A 16,957-nucleotide genomic window follows, 5' to 3' on the forward strand; every position below is an offset into this window, starting at 1 on the left:
GCGCTTGTAAACTAGAACCATACATTTATCACACCCTGACGTTTGGTTTTAACACTTTTGTTACCTTATGCGCTTGCAAAATTGGCAAAGATTTTAGATGTCTAGTTGTGAGCAACGTCTATAGTTGGATTTTTTGTTTATTTTACTAATCTGCAAACAAACGAAAATTAGCGATGTCACCTGCAACCCAAAAACCTTCACCAAACCCAGAATTAAATCTGTTGCTGTTTAGCATTCCCCAATCTTTGCTTTTACAAATAGGTACAGCGTCTATACTACTGCTGTGTACAGCAGGAAATGCCTCAGTAAAAGCCCTAGAAGCTATGGGCCAAGCCAGTGAAGAATTATTTCGGGGCGATCGCCTACCCATACTCGACTTCCCAGAAGATAACGAATTCAATCACAGTTAAAAATTTTACTCTAAAAAATGCTCCATTCTGGACAGATGCCAGAAGTTTGGACTACACCACAAAGAATTCTAAACAATAATCGTTTTGGCACAATATAGCAAATATGAGTTCTGTTTTATACTCTTTGTCTCAGGCAGCGAAAATCTACCCCGCCTCAGAGTTATTTTTACGCCATCGTCTCCAAGTAGTGGAGGAACTGTGGGAAGCGGTACTCCGGCAGGAATGTGGGCAGAAAATGGTGGATTTGTTGGAACAATTGCGCGCTCTGTGTTCGCCAGAAGGTCAAGCTACTCATGACCAAGCTGAATCTGCGGTAAAGTTGATTGAACAACTGAACATTAATGAAGCTATCCGGGCGGCTCGCGCTTTTGCACTGTATTTCCAGCTGATCAACATCATAGAGCAGGAATATGAACAACGGCAGCAATTAACCCGCTATTCTGAGGCGGAAACAGAGCTAGAAGATCCAGAAATCTTACCCAATATTACCTATTCATCCAATCAGCTAGAAAACGATGCACCTGTAAATCGGGGAATTGGTGCGGATTTATTAGCTAAGAGTTGGCTAGCTAAAGAAAAAGACAAGCACAAAGGTACTTTTGCCGCTTTATTCCCCCATTTATTCAAACTCAATGTCCCGCCGCAGCAAATTCAACGTCTAATTGCTCAATTAGATGTGCGTTTAGTGTTTACAGCTCATCCCACAGAAATTGTGCGTCATACAATCCGGGATAAGCAAAGACAAGTTGTCAATCTATTACAACATCTAGATACGGTAGAAAACCGTTCTGGGAGTACATTAGGGGGCTATCCTTGGGAAGCAGCAGAAATCCGCGAAAAGTTACTAGAAGAAATTCGCCTGTGGTGGCGCACGGATGAACTACACCAGTTCAAGCCGACAGTTTTAGATGAAGTAGACTATGCTTTGCACTACTTCCAAGAAGTGCTGTTTGATGGGATTCCCCAACTGCATAAACGGTTTACATACGCCCTGAATAAAACCTTTCCGTGGCTGGAACCGCCACAGAAAAACTTTTGCTCTTTTGGTTCTTGGGTAGGTTCCGATAGAGATGGTAATCCCTCAGTTACACCAGATGTTACCTGGCAAACAGCTTGTTATCAGCGCAAAATGGTGTTGGAAAGATATATTAAATCAGTCAAGCAATTGATTGAGTTATTAAGCGTCTCGATGCACTGGAGTGATGTCCTCCCTGATTTACTGGAATCTCTGGAGTTGGATCAGTCGCAGTTAAGCGAAATCTATGACGCTTTAGCACTCCGTTATCGCCAAGAACCATATCGCCTGAAGTTATCCTATGTCTTAAGAAGGCTGGAAAATACCCGCGATCGCAATTTGGCTTTGTATAAGCGGGAAACGCCCAAGAATGAAGACAAGCCAATGTATCTGTCAGGAGCAGATTTTCTGGCTGAACTGCGAATGATTCAACGCAACTTGACCGAAACAGGTTTAAGCTGTCGAGAATTAGATAATTTAATTTCTCAGGTAGAAATTTTTGGTTTTAACCTCACACAGTTAGATATTCGTCAAGAATCTTCACGTCATTCGGATGCATTGAATGAAATTCTGGAATATCTCCAAGTCTTACCTCAAAGTTATAACGACCTGACAGAAGAACAGCGCGTAGCTTGGTTAACAGGAGAATTACAAACTCGTCGTCCCTTAATTCCAGCAGAGTTACCATTCTCCGAAAAAACCAACGATGTTATTCAAACCTTCCGTGTCTTGCGATCGCTACAACAAGAATTTGGCGTGCAAATCTGCCAAACTTACATTATCAGTATGTGCCGCCAAGTTAGCGATGTACTAGAAGTTTTGTTATTAGCCAAAGAAGCCAGACTTTTTGACCCTGCGATCGCCGTTGGGACAATTCAAGTTGTACCTTTATTTGAAACGGTAGAAGACTTGCAACGCTCCAGAACTGTGATGCGGCAACTTTTTGAGCTACCGTTATATCGAGCTTTATTAGCTGGCGGCTACGAGCAAGTAAAGGCAAATGAGAAAAACGCAGACAATATCCACGCCACTTGTCCGTTGACCTTGAACCTGCAAGAAGTCATGTTGGGCTATTCTGACAGTAATAAAGACTCTGGTTTTTTAAGCAGCAATTGGGAAATTCATAAAGCGCAAAAATCGCTCCAAGAAATAGCAGAAAAATATGGCGTGAATTTGCGAATTTTCCACGGACGTGGCGGTTCTGTAGGTAGAGGCGGCGGCCCAGCTTACGAAGCGATTTTAGCCCAACCAGGTCACAGTATTAATGGCAGAATCAAGATTACCGAGCAAGGGGAAGTTTTAGCTTCTAAATATTCTCTCTTGGACTTGGCTTTGTACAATCTGGAAACCATCACCACGGCTGTAATTCAAGCCAGCTTACTGCGGACAGGTTTCGACGATATCGAACCTTGGAACGAAATTATGGAGGAATTAGCAGCGCGATCGCGTTCTCATTATCGGGCTTTGATTTATGAGCAACCCGATTTTATTGACTTCTTCCACCAAGTAACTCCCATCGAAGAAATTAGCCAGTTGCAAATTAGTTCCCGTCCAGCACGTCGCCCATCGGGTAAGAAAGATTTAAGCAGCTTAAGAGCAATTCCTTGGGTATTTAGTTGGACACAAACGAGATTTTTGCTACCTTCCTGGTATGGTGTTGGTACAGCTTTGCAAGAATTTTTGCAAGCTGAACCAGAAGAACACTTAAAACTGCTCCGCTACTTTTACGTTAAGTGGCCATTCTTCAAGATGGTGATTTCTAAAGCAGAAATGACCTTAGCAAAAGTAGATATGCAAATGGCGCAGCATTACGTCCAAGAATTATCCAATCCAGAAGATAAGCCGCGATTTGAGAAGGTTTTCGAGCAAATTTCTAGCGAATACTATCTTACCAAGGATTTAGTGTTAAAAATTACCGGACACAGTCGCCTGTTAGATGGCGATCCGGTATTACAGCGTTCTGTGCAGTTACGCAACGGCACAATTGTACCTTTAGGGTTTATCCAGGTTTCCCTGCTGAAACGCCTCCGCCAATCACGCAATACTGCCCCATCCGGTGTAATCCATTCCCGTTACAGTAAAGGTGAGTTATTGCGCGGTGCATTGTTGACTATTAACGGTATTGCTGCAGGGATGAGAAATACAGGTTGATTTGGTAGTTGAGTCAAAAGTCAAAAGTCAAAAGTCCAGAGTTGTTTGGCTTTTGACTGTTGACAAAATAATTAATAATTCGTAGTACCCTGCGGGAAGCGCAAAGCGCTACGTAATTCGTAATTACGGACAAAATCAATAATTGATTCATGCGAGTTTCAAGGCTCTAACTTTTAGTTATGAAAAACCCCGAGATGCGTAGCATTATATTCCAAGCCCCTGAATAAATTCAGGGGTATTAATTACGAATTACGAATTAGTAATTATGAATTGGAGCGCAGCGACTTGACCTTTAATATATGGTTAAAAATAGAATTTTAATTTGTACTTTAGTAGCATTATCATCAGGATTTTTTGGCGGTTACATCAGTGGACAACTCACTCTGATGTTGCATAGTCAGAAGTGCCAAAATCAGAATTGGGCTTTGAAACAAATCTGCAACACTTGGGTAACACCAGGCGCAATTTGGCAAGGTAGCACTACTGGGTTGTGGGTAGGCTCAATTTTAGGTGCATTTGTTGCGGGTTTAGCAACAAACCAAAATCGTACTTAAACTGAGATGGATATGAGGAAAGGGACAGGTAGGAATTCGGCGATGCGTTACGCTGCGCTAACGCATCCTACATGATTGGCGATCACTCAGTTTGACCACTCTCCAACTCTCGAGAGCCTAATCATTTTGTGGATTACTCTAATAACTTTACTACTTATCAAGATACATCAGATTTCAATGTTAAGACCTGGGACAGTGCAGCTTTAATATAGAGTTCAATTATACTGAGATCGCCCCTTTGTTCAGCGTCGCTAATAATTGTAACGATGTCAGATGCTAGAAAACCAACAGAGTTTTTCATGTTGATCGTTTTGCTACCCAAATCATGAAAATCATCAATTAATTGATTTGTTGCAGTAGTCATCATTTCTAGTCTAGAGACTTGAAGATTTCCTGCGTTCACCTGTGCTTCTAGATTGTCCGCATCAGATTTCCACTTGAAGTATAATCCGAGTGCTGTTGCCAATCCTGCTAGTCCAAGGGGACCTAAAGCGAGTAGATACAAATATCGCTTGTGAATGGACTCCTCCTCACGTCGGGCATCGGACAATTGCGATTGAAGTGTAGTAATCTGCAATTTTAACTGTGACTGAACAGTAGCTAGCGGATCTGCAAACCCATATACCTGATTTATCTCTGATGTAATCCTCGTAGTTAGAGAATCTACATCAGCTTTTATTTCAGATGAATTGTTTTGTAATGCCTGGAGTTGCAATAACACAACTTCTAATGGAACGTTATCCGACAACAAATTTTCTATTTCATTTATTTGATGTTGAGAATTATCAACATATGACAGAACAAGTTTTTGCAGATATTTTATTTCTGGCATGATCCTACCAATTGACACCACCATTTGCAACTGAATATTGGCAGCATCTGAAGGTAGTCCACCAAGTGCTTGAATATGTTGTTCAGCTAACGCAACGTTAGCCATCGCCTGACTCAAAATTCCACCACCCATAACTGCCTATTTCCTACTGAGCTTTTCTCTTATCAGAATGGAAAAAAAGGCAAGTGCCGTTTGACTTGCCTTAACGTAAGAAGTTTATGCCACAACCCGTCGCTCAAGATCGTCAATGATGTCTTTGATGTTGCGATTTGGCATAGGTTCAAGGTTGGTCACCCCAGTCATTTGCCCCTTGATGATGCTAATATCCTGGGTAACCTGCTGCACTTGCGAGTTAGCAGCGGTTAAGAATAAAGTCCTCGCATCATCTGTAGATAGACGTCCCTGCCTGATATCATCAGCCACCGTTCCAAGGTCTGAACTCAAAATGTTCCAAGCCTTGGACATTTGTAGTGCTGCCGTGACTGCCCCCTGCACTTGATTACTCAAACCCGAAAAGCCTTGACTGATACCAAGTGCAAGCCCCACCTCATCAGACAAACGTGATTTATCCGTAAGTAGCCTAGCTTTTGAATCGTACAACCCCTTGAGGGCTAAGCCTGCTGCAACTGCTCCACCAACACCTGCAAGAGTGATTGCAACTCCCAAAACCACCAGTGGAGTAGAAGTTCCAGCAGTAACGAATTCAGCAATTCCTCCCACAGCAGTCAGGAAAACTCCACCAACAATAGCTAATCCACTGACGACAACACCAGCAATGGTTCCGTCAATTCGGCTTTGGATGTCTTTTAACTGATCATTGATACTTGAAATTACACCATTGTCTCCGTTAACTGCCGAATTCAACTTTCCTACAGTATCTGTAAATGAGCCAGCATCCTCTGTCAGATTGTTATAAAGTCCGTTGAGTGCTGTTACAGTTGCATCAGCTGTCGCTTTATGAGCAGTAGCCATTTTTTCTAATGTTGCCAAGATTTGAAGCCATCTCTCTGATGTAGCTCCAGCTGGAAGTACGACAGGAATTGCATTTTGCATGGCATAGTAATTGGAGATGTTTGAGATATTAGTAATGATGGTGGGTTGAATAACGTTTATGTAAGTGTCAGCATGGGCTTTTGCTTGACCCAAGCCAGTATTGATGTCCTGCTCATATCTTTTCAAGTTGTCGTATCCAGCAAAGTTGACAGCTGGCTGTGACTTGACACTTTGGCAGTAAGTTTGAATAATTAAGCCCTGCGATGCTTGTGATTTGTTCGCAGAATCGATCTCAGTAGCTCCGTGGTTTAGATCAACAGACATGATGAAGTCTCCAAAAGAAAAGAAAATTTAATAGACAAAGGCTTCGAGAGTTTTGTTATGCAACAAACTAGAGAACACCAGATAACTCCTGCTTGATGTCAATTAATTGATCATTCAAAGAGTTCCAACTTACTGTTGCACTCCGCAGTGATGTCAACAATGGATTAGCATCAGATGCAGTAATAATTTCGGTGATTTGTCCGGCGTAATCGTAGAAACCGAGGCTGATGCCACTTCCCGTGGAGATTACTGGGTTTTGTCCCCAAGTTGTTGCAAGATTCGATATTTTCTCCTGAATCATTTTCATCTCGGATGCAAACATTCGGTTTTGAAGCTGAATTACTTTAGCAGTCGCGACAAGAGCATTCACTTGTGCGAGTTTTTGATAAGCATCTGCCAGTTTCTGATTATTGGAATTGAGGTCGGCGCGAGCTTGGGCAGATTCAGCAGCACCCGCCTCTGCACCTGTAATTGCTGAGACAACAAAATTGACTGATGGTACTCCTAGAGAGCCAGCAGTAACATTATCTTCAGTAATCTCTCCATCATTATCAGTACTATCATCTTCAGTGGCACTTTTAGGTTTTGCTGCATTCTCCGTACTCGCATTAATCTTGGTGATCTCTGTTAGCACACCAATCCCTAACTCCCGGAGCGCACCACCAACTTTATTTGCACCTGACACAATATCACTAATATTCTTCCTTATCTCATTCTCAAGTTTGTCAATTTCCAAATTTGTTGCAGCTACTGTATCGCCCATTTGCTGAATAGCATTTGTGATCGCATCATTGAAGTTGTTTTGTAGCTGCGATACCCTATTTTTGATAACACCAATATTTTTTGCACCAATGGTTAATGTCTGGCTGTTGTGAATATCAGCAAATTCAGAGAGGAGTAGAGATATTTCTGATGCCCTCTGCTTACTATCTCCAGTTGCTTGTCTGATCAAAGGCTCTCCAATCGTTACAAAAGCACTAAAGAGAGCCTCGAAATTTGATGCCGAAGCTAAGTGGCTGATGTACATAGGAACAAGCTGGTTTTGCACATAGGAAGCTTTGGTTTTGAATTGAGACTGAAATATTTTTATCTGATAAGCCAATCCAGCATCTACTGGTAAATCTAAAAGTTGTTGCATCATCACCAAGCTGGCTAATTTCTGAAGAAGCAGTATACTGCCGTTTGTATCTAAATACCTTGGCTCCAGATCACGTGCGCTGATATCAGCATCAAAAAAAGAAACACTCACTTTTATATTTGCTCCTTGAATTAACATTCTTTTGTCAGAGCTTTGAGTTGTTTAAGACACTACCAAAACTCTGTGGTGTTGTCTTTACAGAAAAGTATGGAGATGAAGTATTTAAAGTATGGTTTGATAAAAATGTATACTCTGCTGAAGCTAAAAGATATCTGGAGTTTGAACAGGCACTAGCGATCGCCAACTATGCTGTAAATTTATATACCCCTCACCTATATTGAAATTGCCCCGTCGTTTGATGCCTAAGCTGGAACTATGATCGCATTGCGGAGCGATCGCGCTATTCCATTAATTAAAGCTATTACTACTGATTGCTTTTAATAGCGGCAAATTTCGACTGAAAACTTATCTTTATAGAAAAGTATGGATTTGAGTGTGAAAAGTATGGTTTAATTTAGCCTAAACAAACTAAATTTTTGCAAAAAAGGCATAAATATGGAGTTTGAACAGGCACTAGCGATCGCTAACCATGCTGTAAGCAGCAAAATCGCTAGAAATCTCACGGAGATGGAATTTAACCTTTTGTTTGGTGCCTGGAACAACTGGAATTACGATCGCATTGCTACGCATTCAGGCTATTCCATTAACTACTTACAGCGAGATATTGGCCCTAAATTCTGGAAGCTTTTGAGTGATGCTTTAGGTCGCAAAGTTAACAAAACAAATCTGCGCGGCCTTCTTAGCCAACTTAATGCACCCATCCCTAATCGCCAACTGCAAAACCAACCTTCCGTAGATTGGGGTAAAGCACCGGATGTTTCTAGCTTCTGTGGTCGTGAGGAAGAGATAGAAAAGCTGACGCAGTGGATAATTGAAGAACGCTGTCGCCTAATTGCCTTGGTGGGAATGGGCGGTATAGGTAAAAGTGCTTTAGCTACCAAAGTCTCTCAATTGGTACAAGCAGACTTTGATTTTGTAATTTGGCGCAGTTTCCGCAACGCTCCACTTTTAGAAACTTTATTGGCGGAACTAGTACCTTTCCTTTCCCAACAGCAAGACATCCAAGCCAAACCAGAACGGTTGCTGTACTGGCTGCGGACTCATCGCTGTTTAGTGATTCTTGATAATCAAGATACTCTCTTACAACCAGGTCAGCACGCTGGCAATTATCAACCAGATTTTAGCAATTATAGTGAATTGTTTCAGTTACTCGGAGAATCGAGTCATCAAAGTTGTATTTTACTGACTAGTCGTGAGAAATCTGCAGAAGTGGCATTATTTGAAGATTGGAATGGCGGAGTGCGATCGCTGTTTTTGAAAGGTTCCTGCGAAGCATCCCTGGCATCAATTTACTCGAAGGGATTGGTGGGAAGTGAGGCTGAAAAACACTATCTGTGTGAATTATATTATTGCAATCCCCTGGCATTAAAAATGGTAGCTACCTCAATTCAGAGTTTGTTTGATGGGGTAATTACCACATTTTTGCAAACAGAAACTCCAATATTTAACGGGATTCGTCGCTTACTCGATCAGCAATTTCAGAGGTTATCGCCCTTGGAACAGATCATTATGTATTGTTTGGCGATTAATCGAGAATGGACAGCAATTACCAAACTGCAAGCAGATATTGTACCCGCTGTTTACCGTGCTAGTTTGTTGGAATCCCTAGAATCGCTTACATGGCGCAGTTTAATTGAAAAGCGATCGGGCGAATATACCCAACAACCGGTGATTATGGAATATGTCACAGATTGTTTAATTCGACAGCTTGCCACTGAATCAATAACGGTACAAACGTCATTTTTCAATAGACATATCCTAAAACTCACAAACTAATATTTACAAGGCTTTGAGACCAAACCTTGCAGACTTTTTTCAACTTCATAATCAGCATTTGATATGGTTATCGATACTTGAGATCTCAAAGAGAGAATACCCTAATAAATGAGATCGCCTCATTCCAGAAACTCGCATAATTAAATACTTAATTAACCAGCAAAAAAAGTTATATCAATTTGAAAAAAGAATGCGACAGACTGTAGGGGCAAGGCGGTGCCTTGCCCTCTAGAATATATTGATGTGTCGCAAACATTATTTGATTTGGTATTACTAATATGCCTAAACTACTCGATCAAGGATTGTCAGTTTTCAGCTGACAATTTTTCTCCCCAGTTTCCTTAATCGAGAAGTCGTGACATTTATGAATACAAATAAAGGTTTCAGGAGATGAAAATCGCAACCTTTTTGCGTGACGGAGGTATTCTCTATTCCCTTCGAGTGAATTCTTCGGATACCCTACACAAGCCTCAGTCACTCATGGAGGAAACCCCCTACAGCCCTTCTCTTAAAGGAGACGCTACGCGAACGGGAATCCTACAGCAGACGCTAGCCTCTCCCCTTGTGAGAAGACCGCGCTGACTCACCTTTTTCCTGTCGTCAACTATTGACTATCTGTGGAAGCTGTAGGCGCTTGCAAATTACTCAAATGTTTCCAAGAGTGAGTACTCGTGTCAAAACAGCACCATGTTGAACTTTTGGGTTCTTGGTAACAAAATAAAGTGCGGTCTTGACCATCCAGGTAGTCAGTTAAATAATAGACAATTCCCCGAAAAGGATAGGTTTTGCGGCTGAGTCGCTTGGCTACTGCTTGATTGGGACATTCAACTACAAAAACTGGTTTTCCATCCAGGTGCGCCAAAGAGAAGATACACATCCGCAAAATGGCTCTGAGCCAACTTTCAGAATTGTCAAAGTAATCATCTATGATTTTGTTAGTCAGAGCTTGCTCAAGGGTACGGTCTTTATTTTGGGGAGTTTGGGCTTCAGACATAGCATCACCTATTAGCTACACCGATGGTTTGAGATTAAACCAAAATATTGAAAAGTGACAAGGGTATAGGCAATAATTGCCTCTGTCCCCTTGTATCCCTTGATTAACACTGTCTCCTGTGAAATGCCAAGAGTCAAGGGATGTCTAAGAGCAACATCCCCTACACAATGGGAGTGAGCATGACTGGTAAAATATACTCATAGCTTTATGAGCCAATTGTCATGCCTGCTGAAACTAATGAAGTAAATCAAACTACCACTGGTGCTGATGCTATTGACGTAGCGATCGCAAAGGGAATTGATTTTGACGGTTCTCCCATTCCTACTGCCAAGCTGGAACTATACAACAAAGTCATGGCTCTAGAGGCAAATAGACAGCGTAGCGGCGTATCCAATACCATGCGATCGCGTATTGTCAGAATTGGGGCAAAGCACATTCCCCAAGCAGAACTCGACACCTTGCTCACAGAAGCTGGTTTTGCACCTTTGAAAGAAAAAGAAATTGCCTTTTTTTACGGCGGTAAGTAGTATATCTGCTGACTCTATCCTGTCTTTGTTAACTTGCTAGGCTAACAAGGACAGGTATTTTTATGTGTTGAAAAATGATTGCGACAGATGGATCGCCCAAAAGCGCAATCAATCCAAAATCCTATAAGTACTCTAAATGTTCTTGGCAAGCAAAAAAACTAGTTAACAATCATAATGTTATGTGTCTAGTTAATCACTAAACTTACTTATGCCGAAAGCAATTTGGAATGGAGCAACTCTAGCCGAGAGCAATCAAACTATTGTTGTAGAAGGTAACCATTACTTTCCACCTGACGCTATTAACAAGCAATTCTTTAAAGAAAGTAATACCCACACTACTTGTCCGTGGAAAGGCGTTGCTAGTTACTATAGTGTTGAAGTTGATGGGCAAGTCAATCAAGACGCAGCTTGGTACTATCCCAACGCCAAAGAGAGAGCTAAAAATATTGAAGGCTATGTTGCCTTCTGGCGTGGTGTCAAAGTCGAAGCTTAGTCAAGATTAATCTCTAGTTTATTCCTGAAACTCTTTGTTTTTCAGGTTATTTACACCAGCCAGCCAGCCACAATTCTACTGTTTTTATTGGTGGTTGATATTAGTCAACCACCAAAATAGAGACATAATTTTTTGATTCATTTGTTGAGTAAACGCAAAATAATTTGACGTTTTTGACGTAAAAGCAATCCTTCCTCTTCAAACTGCTGTAACAGTCGCGTTACCGTTACTCTAGTTGTATTTAGTACCTCTGCCATTTCTTGATGAGTGGCATTTAAGTCTATTAGTGTACCCTCTTCTACATCACGACCAAATTTTGTACTTAACCACACCAAAAATTGCCACAACCGCAGATACATCGGTTTACAATGCACTATACTTAGCAGTTCTTCTGCCTGTTGAATGTGAGAAAGTAACGCCTCCACATCTTGATACCAGAGATGAGGTGGCACAATACTTACTTCTACACTAGTCAAACATTCAATTTGGTAAGGTTTAACTTTAGACAATGGAGAACCGATTAAATCACCAGACCCCCAATAACCTAAAGTAATAAATGTTCCGTCTTCACTCCAGGTTAAGGTACGAACTGCACCACGTTCGATTCGCCACAATATATCGTTACGTGGTGGTATCATTTCGCGCTTTGTAAATAAGCGATGAGGTATTTGTTCTTTGAGAACAGAGTTATACGACAAGTTGGCGGAAGACATCATAAGTACATCTTGGTAGAAAAAAGTGTGTAGTTGCTTGAGTACTGATCGGAATTATCTCAGATGCAAGAATTGACTTAGATTAAATTAATACTTGCAGTTACAGCAGCAAAGGCAGATTTATCACAGATATCATCTATGTGTAAATATCGGGATAGTGGCAATACTGCTCGGTTAAGGATTTTCAAGTTGGAATTTGGTTTGGGAAAAGGTGTACCCCTGCGCTTAAGCAAGCTACGCGTAGCGTCTGTGCAGGAGAAAGGGTAAGGGTTAAAGGTTTTTTCTTGCCCCTTTTCCCCTTCCCCTTTTGCCCTTAAGCGACAAGTATTGGGGATAGTGGGGATAACCATAGTGATTGTCTAGTTACCCATGACACTCAAGTAAATCAATACCTATGCCTTTCTTAGGAGATGGGGCGAAATTTATAAAAATTATTTACAAGATAGTATGCATATTATGAAAATATTTGCAATAGTAGCTTATACTCCAATACAGTTCAGTTAAGTTCACTAGGGATTGATTTGTCACTTATTAAAGAAGCCAGCTCAATTGGGGGAGAATCCCCCAAACCCCCGATTGGGTGACGGTTGCGTCCCCCAAACCCCCTCCAAAATTATTGTTCGGTTTTTTTGTTGAGTAATTAGTTTTTTGGTTTTGTGATCAATTAATTTTCTGAACTGAACTGTATTTGCTTATACTCTTCTATATCAATCTGTATTTGTACAAGTGCGATAGCTAGTATAAAAAAACACTCAATGTAAATTTACATGAGTGTGGTAATTAAAAATGGGTAATAGTTAAGAGGAAACAGCAAATTCCCTGATTAAAAGTTAGTCTCCTTGTCCCCTCTGCTCTCCTGCTCTACCTCTGCTGCCTCTGCTGTCTCATCCGCAGTTTCTAGTGCCCAAGGTAGCTAATTATTCTCTAGCAATCACAATATCGTTAGACTTAATTACTGCGTAGGCTTCTGTTCCCTCAGTTAAATCTAGTTCCTCTGCTGAGACTCTGGTAATCATAGAAGTTAACTCTACTTTATGAACAATCTCTAGGGTTACTTCTGTATTAACTGCTCCAGTAACCACCTTTTTAACAACGCCTTTGAGAATATTGCGTGAGCTAACTTTTAAAGGTTTCTTTGAACTACTAATTTCTATCCCAGGTGTATAAGCATTTGGTATAACATCCTGCTGAGTTGGTGACGCTACCGCTGGTGAAGAGTATTTATTCAGCCCACGTACCAACTCTCTTAAAATTTCTGTCTTGGTACGTTGAGACTGATTACAAAACTCTTCCAGTATTTTGCGTTCTTCTTCTGAGGTTTGAAATGTTACCCATCCTTGTTCTTTTCTAGGCATATTTTTACCAATTTAGTTGGTAGCTACTTTTGATCATGCTACGATCCTACCAAGGGAAATCCTCCGAAATAGAACACCCTAGAATAAGTTGAGCCGAATAAAAATAAAATAAACCAAAGTCAATATTTCTTGTGACTTGTGTTTGTTACTCATATCAGATAGAAATATTGAAGAACTGGGAAAGTGCGATCGCCGCTATACTCCAGTATTAATGTAAAAAATTATACTAATATATTAGTATAATTCCTGAGTTTATCTATGTGATTAATTAGATTGCAATCAGCAAAAGTAATTTCTGAGATTGCCAAAAAATATTTAGAAAGATTAATTAAACAAAACCCGATCATCAAGCAAATAAAATTGGATAACTTGCCAGTTGTGAGTTATTTACCACAACTGACAGGGAGAAACTGACAGTAACCATTAATCACGGCAAATTATAAATTTAATTGTTTGATGTGCCATTACCATTAGTTGAATAAATTATTTGATGTAACGTGCGGAGCAATTCTTGTTCGTTATAAGGTTTAGAGAAATAGGCTCTGGCACCTAACTGCATTGCTAATTGGCGATGTTTATCGCTACTACGAGAGGTCAACATAGCAATGGGAATATTTTTCATATCATCGTGGGATTTAATCCGACCTAAAAACCCATAACCATCAAGACGAGGCATTTCAATATCGCAAATTACTGCTTGAACTTGTAAGCCACTCTGAAGTTTATCTAAAGCATCTTGTCCATCTTTTGCTTGTTCTACTTGATATCCACCTTTTTCTAAAGTCAAGGCTAAAAAGCGGCGAACATTAATCGAATCATCGACAATCAAAATCGTGCTTTTTTGATTAACAACAGATGATCCTACTGGTTTGTCTTCACCAGATATCAAAAAGGCAGTTTTTAATCGAGCTGATGGTAATTGATTATTTTTGGAGCTGCGTTGATTTGTAACAACTTTATACAGTAATTCATTGGCATTGACCAATGCTACTACCCGACCATCACCCAGAATCGTACAGTTACTAAAACCGTCTGGTAAAGGAATGTTACCCTCAACTTGGCGAATCGCAACTTCTTGTTCACCCCAACAACGGTCTAGTTGTACAGCCATTGGCTGATTACCGCTTTTCACAATTAATACACAACTAGCATTGATTGCTGGGGGAGTTTCTAAATCAGGGCTATTATAACGGGGGCCATTAAACTCTAGGTGTCTACTCAGGCGAATTAAAGGTAGCATCGTACCTTGCCAATTGATCACTTCACTACCTGCGATCGCAAACACTTGTTCATTTTGCAGTAAGAAGATTTCTGAAACTACATCTGTAGGGAATGCTAACAGCATTCGGTTGCTTTCCACTAACAGCACGCGTGCAACTGAAAGTGTAAATGGTACAGATAGGGTAAAGGTAGTTCCTACTCCGAGTTCGGTATCAACTTTGATATCACCTCGGACTTGTTTGAGTTTGTTGCGTACCACATCCATACCCACACCACGACCGGAAAGTGCGGTCACATGGTCGGAGGTGGTAAACCCTGGCTCAAAAATTAGTGATAACAGTTCTTCATCGCTAGCACTAGCTAATAGTGAAGCATCTAAGCCCATCGCTAAGGCGCGGGCGCGAATTTTTTCTAGAGAAATACCCCGACCATCATCACGGATGGTAATAATTGTGCGGTCTCTACGGTGGGTGGCTTTAATTTCAATTAAGCCTTGTTCTAATTTACCGATGCTGCTGCGGGTGGCTGGATCTTCAATACCATGATCGAAGGCATTCCTTAACAGGTGCATTAAAGGCTCATTTAAAGCTTCTAAAATGCTACGTTCTATTAAGGTATTACCACCTTCAATTTTTAACTGGACATTTTTGCCATATTCCACATTCAAGTCGCGGATAGCGCGCGGAAAACGCTCGACTAAATCTGATAGCGGGCGCATCCTTACTTGGGTCAGCTTTGTTTGTAACTGCTTAGATGTTTTGTTCAGCTTCCGCGCAATTTGATCGGTGTCATCAACACTTAGCTGCACATCGGTGGTAACTTCTTGTACCTGAACAATGGTTTCCATAACTTCCTGCGATAGCAGGTTTAATTCGTTATAGCGATCCATTTCGAGGACATCAAAGTTAGTCTCGATGCCATCAGCTTGATGGTTGTCATCAGCAAGCGATCGCATTCCCGAGCCGTTAAAAGTTTGAGTGGAAATTCTGTCGTAGGCGGCGCGTAATTCCTGGTTTTCTCGCTCTAGCCCTTGGACACGCTGGCTGAGGTTACGAACGAGTTTACGTAGCCTTTCCAATTGCAAATTCAGCCCATTGCGCTGAATAATTAATTCCCCAAACAGATCATTAATTTGTTCAAGTTGCTTACTGGGAACTCGGACTGTATTTTCCTGAATTTCTCGGTCTTTACCGATAGCAACTGACTCGCCTTTGCGCTCAAGAAATCTGTAATCTATGGTGGAAATTTCTCTCGCAGTGACTAAGCTTGGCTCAGAAACCTCAACTGTATCTGGGGAATCGTTAGCAAACTCAATATCTAACGTTTCAAAACTAGCAGCAACGATCGCATCATCTTCATCGGGCCAAGCTTCCTCAGTTTCTTCTGATTCCACAAAATCTGGTGAGAAGACTTCTGCTTCTAACAAGTGGGCTGCGGCTGAATCTGTGGCGAAAAATTCCGCAATTGCAGCTTGTTTAGATGGCTGCGTATTTGCCGGATGCAGGGCTGGAGCAGAGGCTAAATCACCGATTTTGATTTCTGTCGGTAACTGATCGAGTTGATTTGTCAGCACTAAAGCTTGCGATCGCCGCCATGCTTGTAATGCTAATCTGGTAATTTCTTCTACTTGATTTGGGCTAGCAGCTTCTAAGTGGTGCGTCACTGACTCGCAAAGCTGGGTAAACGCTGGTAGCTGAAGCATTTCGCCTAAGCCTGCTAGTTCAGCTGCCATAATTGCCACTTCTTCTTGTAAACAAGGCTGTTGTTCGTCTGCCACTACAGCTTCTAAACGCTGTAAACAGCCTTCTACTTCTGTTTCAAAAAGTAAGGGTATAATATCTTGCCCATCTTCGGGGGAAAGCATACTTGTAGCGTCTTCTGGCACCGGATCGCCCAAACGCTCGTGCAATTCATCAAATACCGGATAACAAAAGGTTTGTAACCATTGCTCTTCAATCACATTGCCTTCGGAGAGCAATTCTACGATTTGACGTAACCAGTCCACCCCAGATAACAGTAAACTTTGTAGCTGGGTGTCAATTTCTAAAGAATTTTTGCGCGTCTTTAAAACTTTAAAGGAATCTTCTAGACGATGGGCTAAATCACTCAGCGTGCGAAATCCCATCATTCCCGCCCCGCCTTTAATGGAATGAGCGGCTCGGAGTGCCCCGTTAATCTTTTCTAAATCGATGCGATTACTAGTGTCGATTTCCAACAATACCGCTTCTAAGGTATTGAGATAATCAGTGGCTTCTTCCAGAAATTGCATCTGGATTTCCAGTTCTTTGTCCTGTGACATGATTTTGGTTAGTTGTTAAGCTAATGCGCGCCTAGTAGAGCA

14 protein-coding genes are annotated in these 16,957 nt (G+C 41.3%); 7 read left to right on the forward strand and 7 right to left on the reverse strand.

Annotated features, from left to right (window positions below; translation table 11 throughout):
* Positions 1–173 precede the first annotated feature (173 nt).
* From HGR01_RS28470 to HGR01_RS28480, 3 genes are all read left to right on the forward strand, one after another.
* Entirely contained in the window at positions 174–410 is a 237-nt protein-coding gene (locus tag HGR01_RS28470) for a hypothetical protein (protein ID WP_045872310.1), read from the forward strand.
* Between the two features lie 103 nt (positions 411–513).
* Entirely contained in the window at positions 514–3,576 is a 3,063-nt protein-coding gene (ppc, locus tag HGR01_RS28475; protein ID WP_045872309.1) for a phosphoenolpyruvate carboxylase, read from the forward strand.
* Positions 3,577–3,875: 299 nt separating this feature from the next.
* Positions 3,876–4,130, forward strand: a complete 255-nt coding sequence (locus tag HGR01_RS28480; protein WP_045872308.1) for a hypothetical protein — start codon at positions 3,876–3,878, stop codon at positions 4,128–4,130.
* A 157-nt stretch (positions 4,131–4,287) separates the two neighbouring features.
* Here the strand turns inward: HGR01_RS28480 and HGR01_RS28485 are convergent, their stop codons facing one another.
* From HGR01_RS28485 to HGR01_RS28495, 3 genes are all read right to left on the reverse strand, one after another.
* Positions 4,288–5,094, reverse strand: a complete 807-nt coding sequence (locus tag HGR01_RS28485; protein WP_045872307.1) for a hypothetical protein — start codon at positions 5,092–5,094, stop codon at positions 4,288–4,290.
* Positions 5,095–5,178: 84 nt separating this feature from the next.
* Positions 5,179–6,279: an HBL/NHE enterotoxin family protein gene (locus tag HGR01_RS28490; RefSeq protein ID WP_045872306.1), complete on the reverse strand. Its 1,101-nt coding sequence runs from the start codon at positions 6,277–6,279 to the stop codon at positions 5,179–5,181.
* Positions 6,280–6,346: 67 nt separating this feature from the next.
* On the reverse strand, positions 6,347–7,555 hold the full coding sequence (locus HGR01_RS28495) for a hypothetical protein (RefSeq protein WP_045872305.1): 1,209 nt from the start codon (positions 7,553–7,555) through the stop codon (positions 6,347–6,349).
* 20 nt (positions 7,556–7,575) lie between these two features.
* Between HGR01_RS28495 and HGR01_RS28500 the strand changes: the two genes are divergently transcribed.
* Positions 7,576–7,758, forward strand: a complete 183-nt coding sequence (locus tag HGR01_RS28500; protein WP_155539443.1) for a hypothetical protein — start codon at positions 7,576–7,578, stop codon at positions 7,756–7,758.
* Between the two features lie 214 nt (positions 7,759–7,972).
* The gene (locus HGR01_RS28505; protein WP_228045245.1) at positions 7,973–9,313 is read left to right on the forward strand and encodes an NB-ARC domain-containing protein; all 1,341 of its coding nucleotides are present in this window, start codon (positions 7,973–7,975) and stop codon (positions 9,311–9,313) included.
* Positions 9,314–9,917: 604 nt separating this feature from the next.
* On the opposite strand, the gene HGR01_RS28510 is transcribed toward HGR01_RS28505, so the two are convergent.
* Positions 9,918–10,307: a hypothetical protein gene (locus HGR01_RS28510; RefSeq protein WP_045872303.1), complete on the reverse strand. Its 390-nt coding sequence runs from the start codon at positions 10,305–10,307 to the stop codon at positions 9,918–9,920.
* A 221-nt stretch (positions 10,308–10,528) separates the two neighbouring features.
* Here HGR01_RS28510 and HGR01_RS28515 point away from each other — a divergent pair, with 221 nt between their 5' ends.
* Positions 10,529–10,834, forward strand: coding sequence for a DUF4090 family protein (locus HGR01_RS28515; protein ID WP_045872302.1), 306 nt, complete (start codon positions 10,529–10,531; stop codon positions 10,832–10,834).
* A gap of 208 nt (positions 10,835–11,042) precedes the next feature.
* Positions 11,043–11,327 (forward strand): DUF427 domain-containing protein, encoded by a 285-nt coding sequence (locus tag HGR01_RS28520; protein ID WP_045872301.1) that lies wholly within the window; start codon positions 11,043–11,045, stop codon positions 11,325–11,327.
* Positions 11,328–11,464: 137 nt separating this feature from the next.
* Here HGR01_RS28520 and HGR01_RS28525 read toward each other — a convergent pair whose 3' ends face one another.
* The 3 genes from HGR01_RS28525 to HGR01_RS28535 form a co-directional block, all read right to left on the reverse strand.
* The gene (locus HGR01_RS28525; RefSeq protein ID WP_411863263.1) at positions 11,465–12,043 is read right to left on the reverse strand and encodes a Crp/Fnr family transcriptional regulator; all 579 of its coding nucleotides are present in this window, start codon (positions 12,041–12,043) and stop codon (positions 11,465–11,467) included.
* Between the two features lie 914 nt (positions 12,044–12,957).
* Positions 12,958–13,395, reverse strand: a complete 438-nt coding sequence (locus HGR01_RS28530; RefSeq protein WP_045872298.1) for a TOBE domain-containing protein — start codon at positions 13,393–13,395, stop codon at positions 12,958–12,960.
* 445 nt (positions 13,396–13,840) lie between these two features.
* The gene (locus HGR01_RS28535; RefSeq protein ID WP_045872297.1) at positions 13,841–16,915 is read right to left on the reverse strand and encodes a response regulator; all 3,075 of its coding nucleotides are present in this window, start codon (positions 16,913–16,915) and stop codon (positions 13,841–13,843) included.
* Between the last annotated feature and the right edge of the window lie 42 nt (positions 16,916–16,957).

Source organism: Tolypothrix sp. PCC 7712, from assembly GCF_025860405.1.
In the GTDB taxonomy this organism is placed as follows: Bacteria; Cyanobacteriota; Cyanobacteriia; order Cyanobacteriales; family Nostocaceae; genus Aulosira; species Aulosira diplosiphon.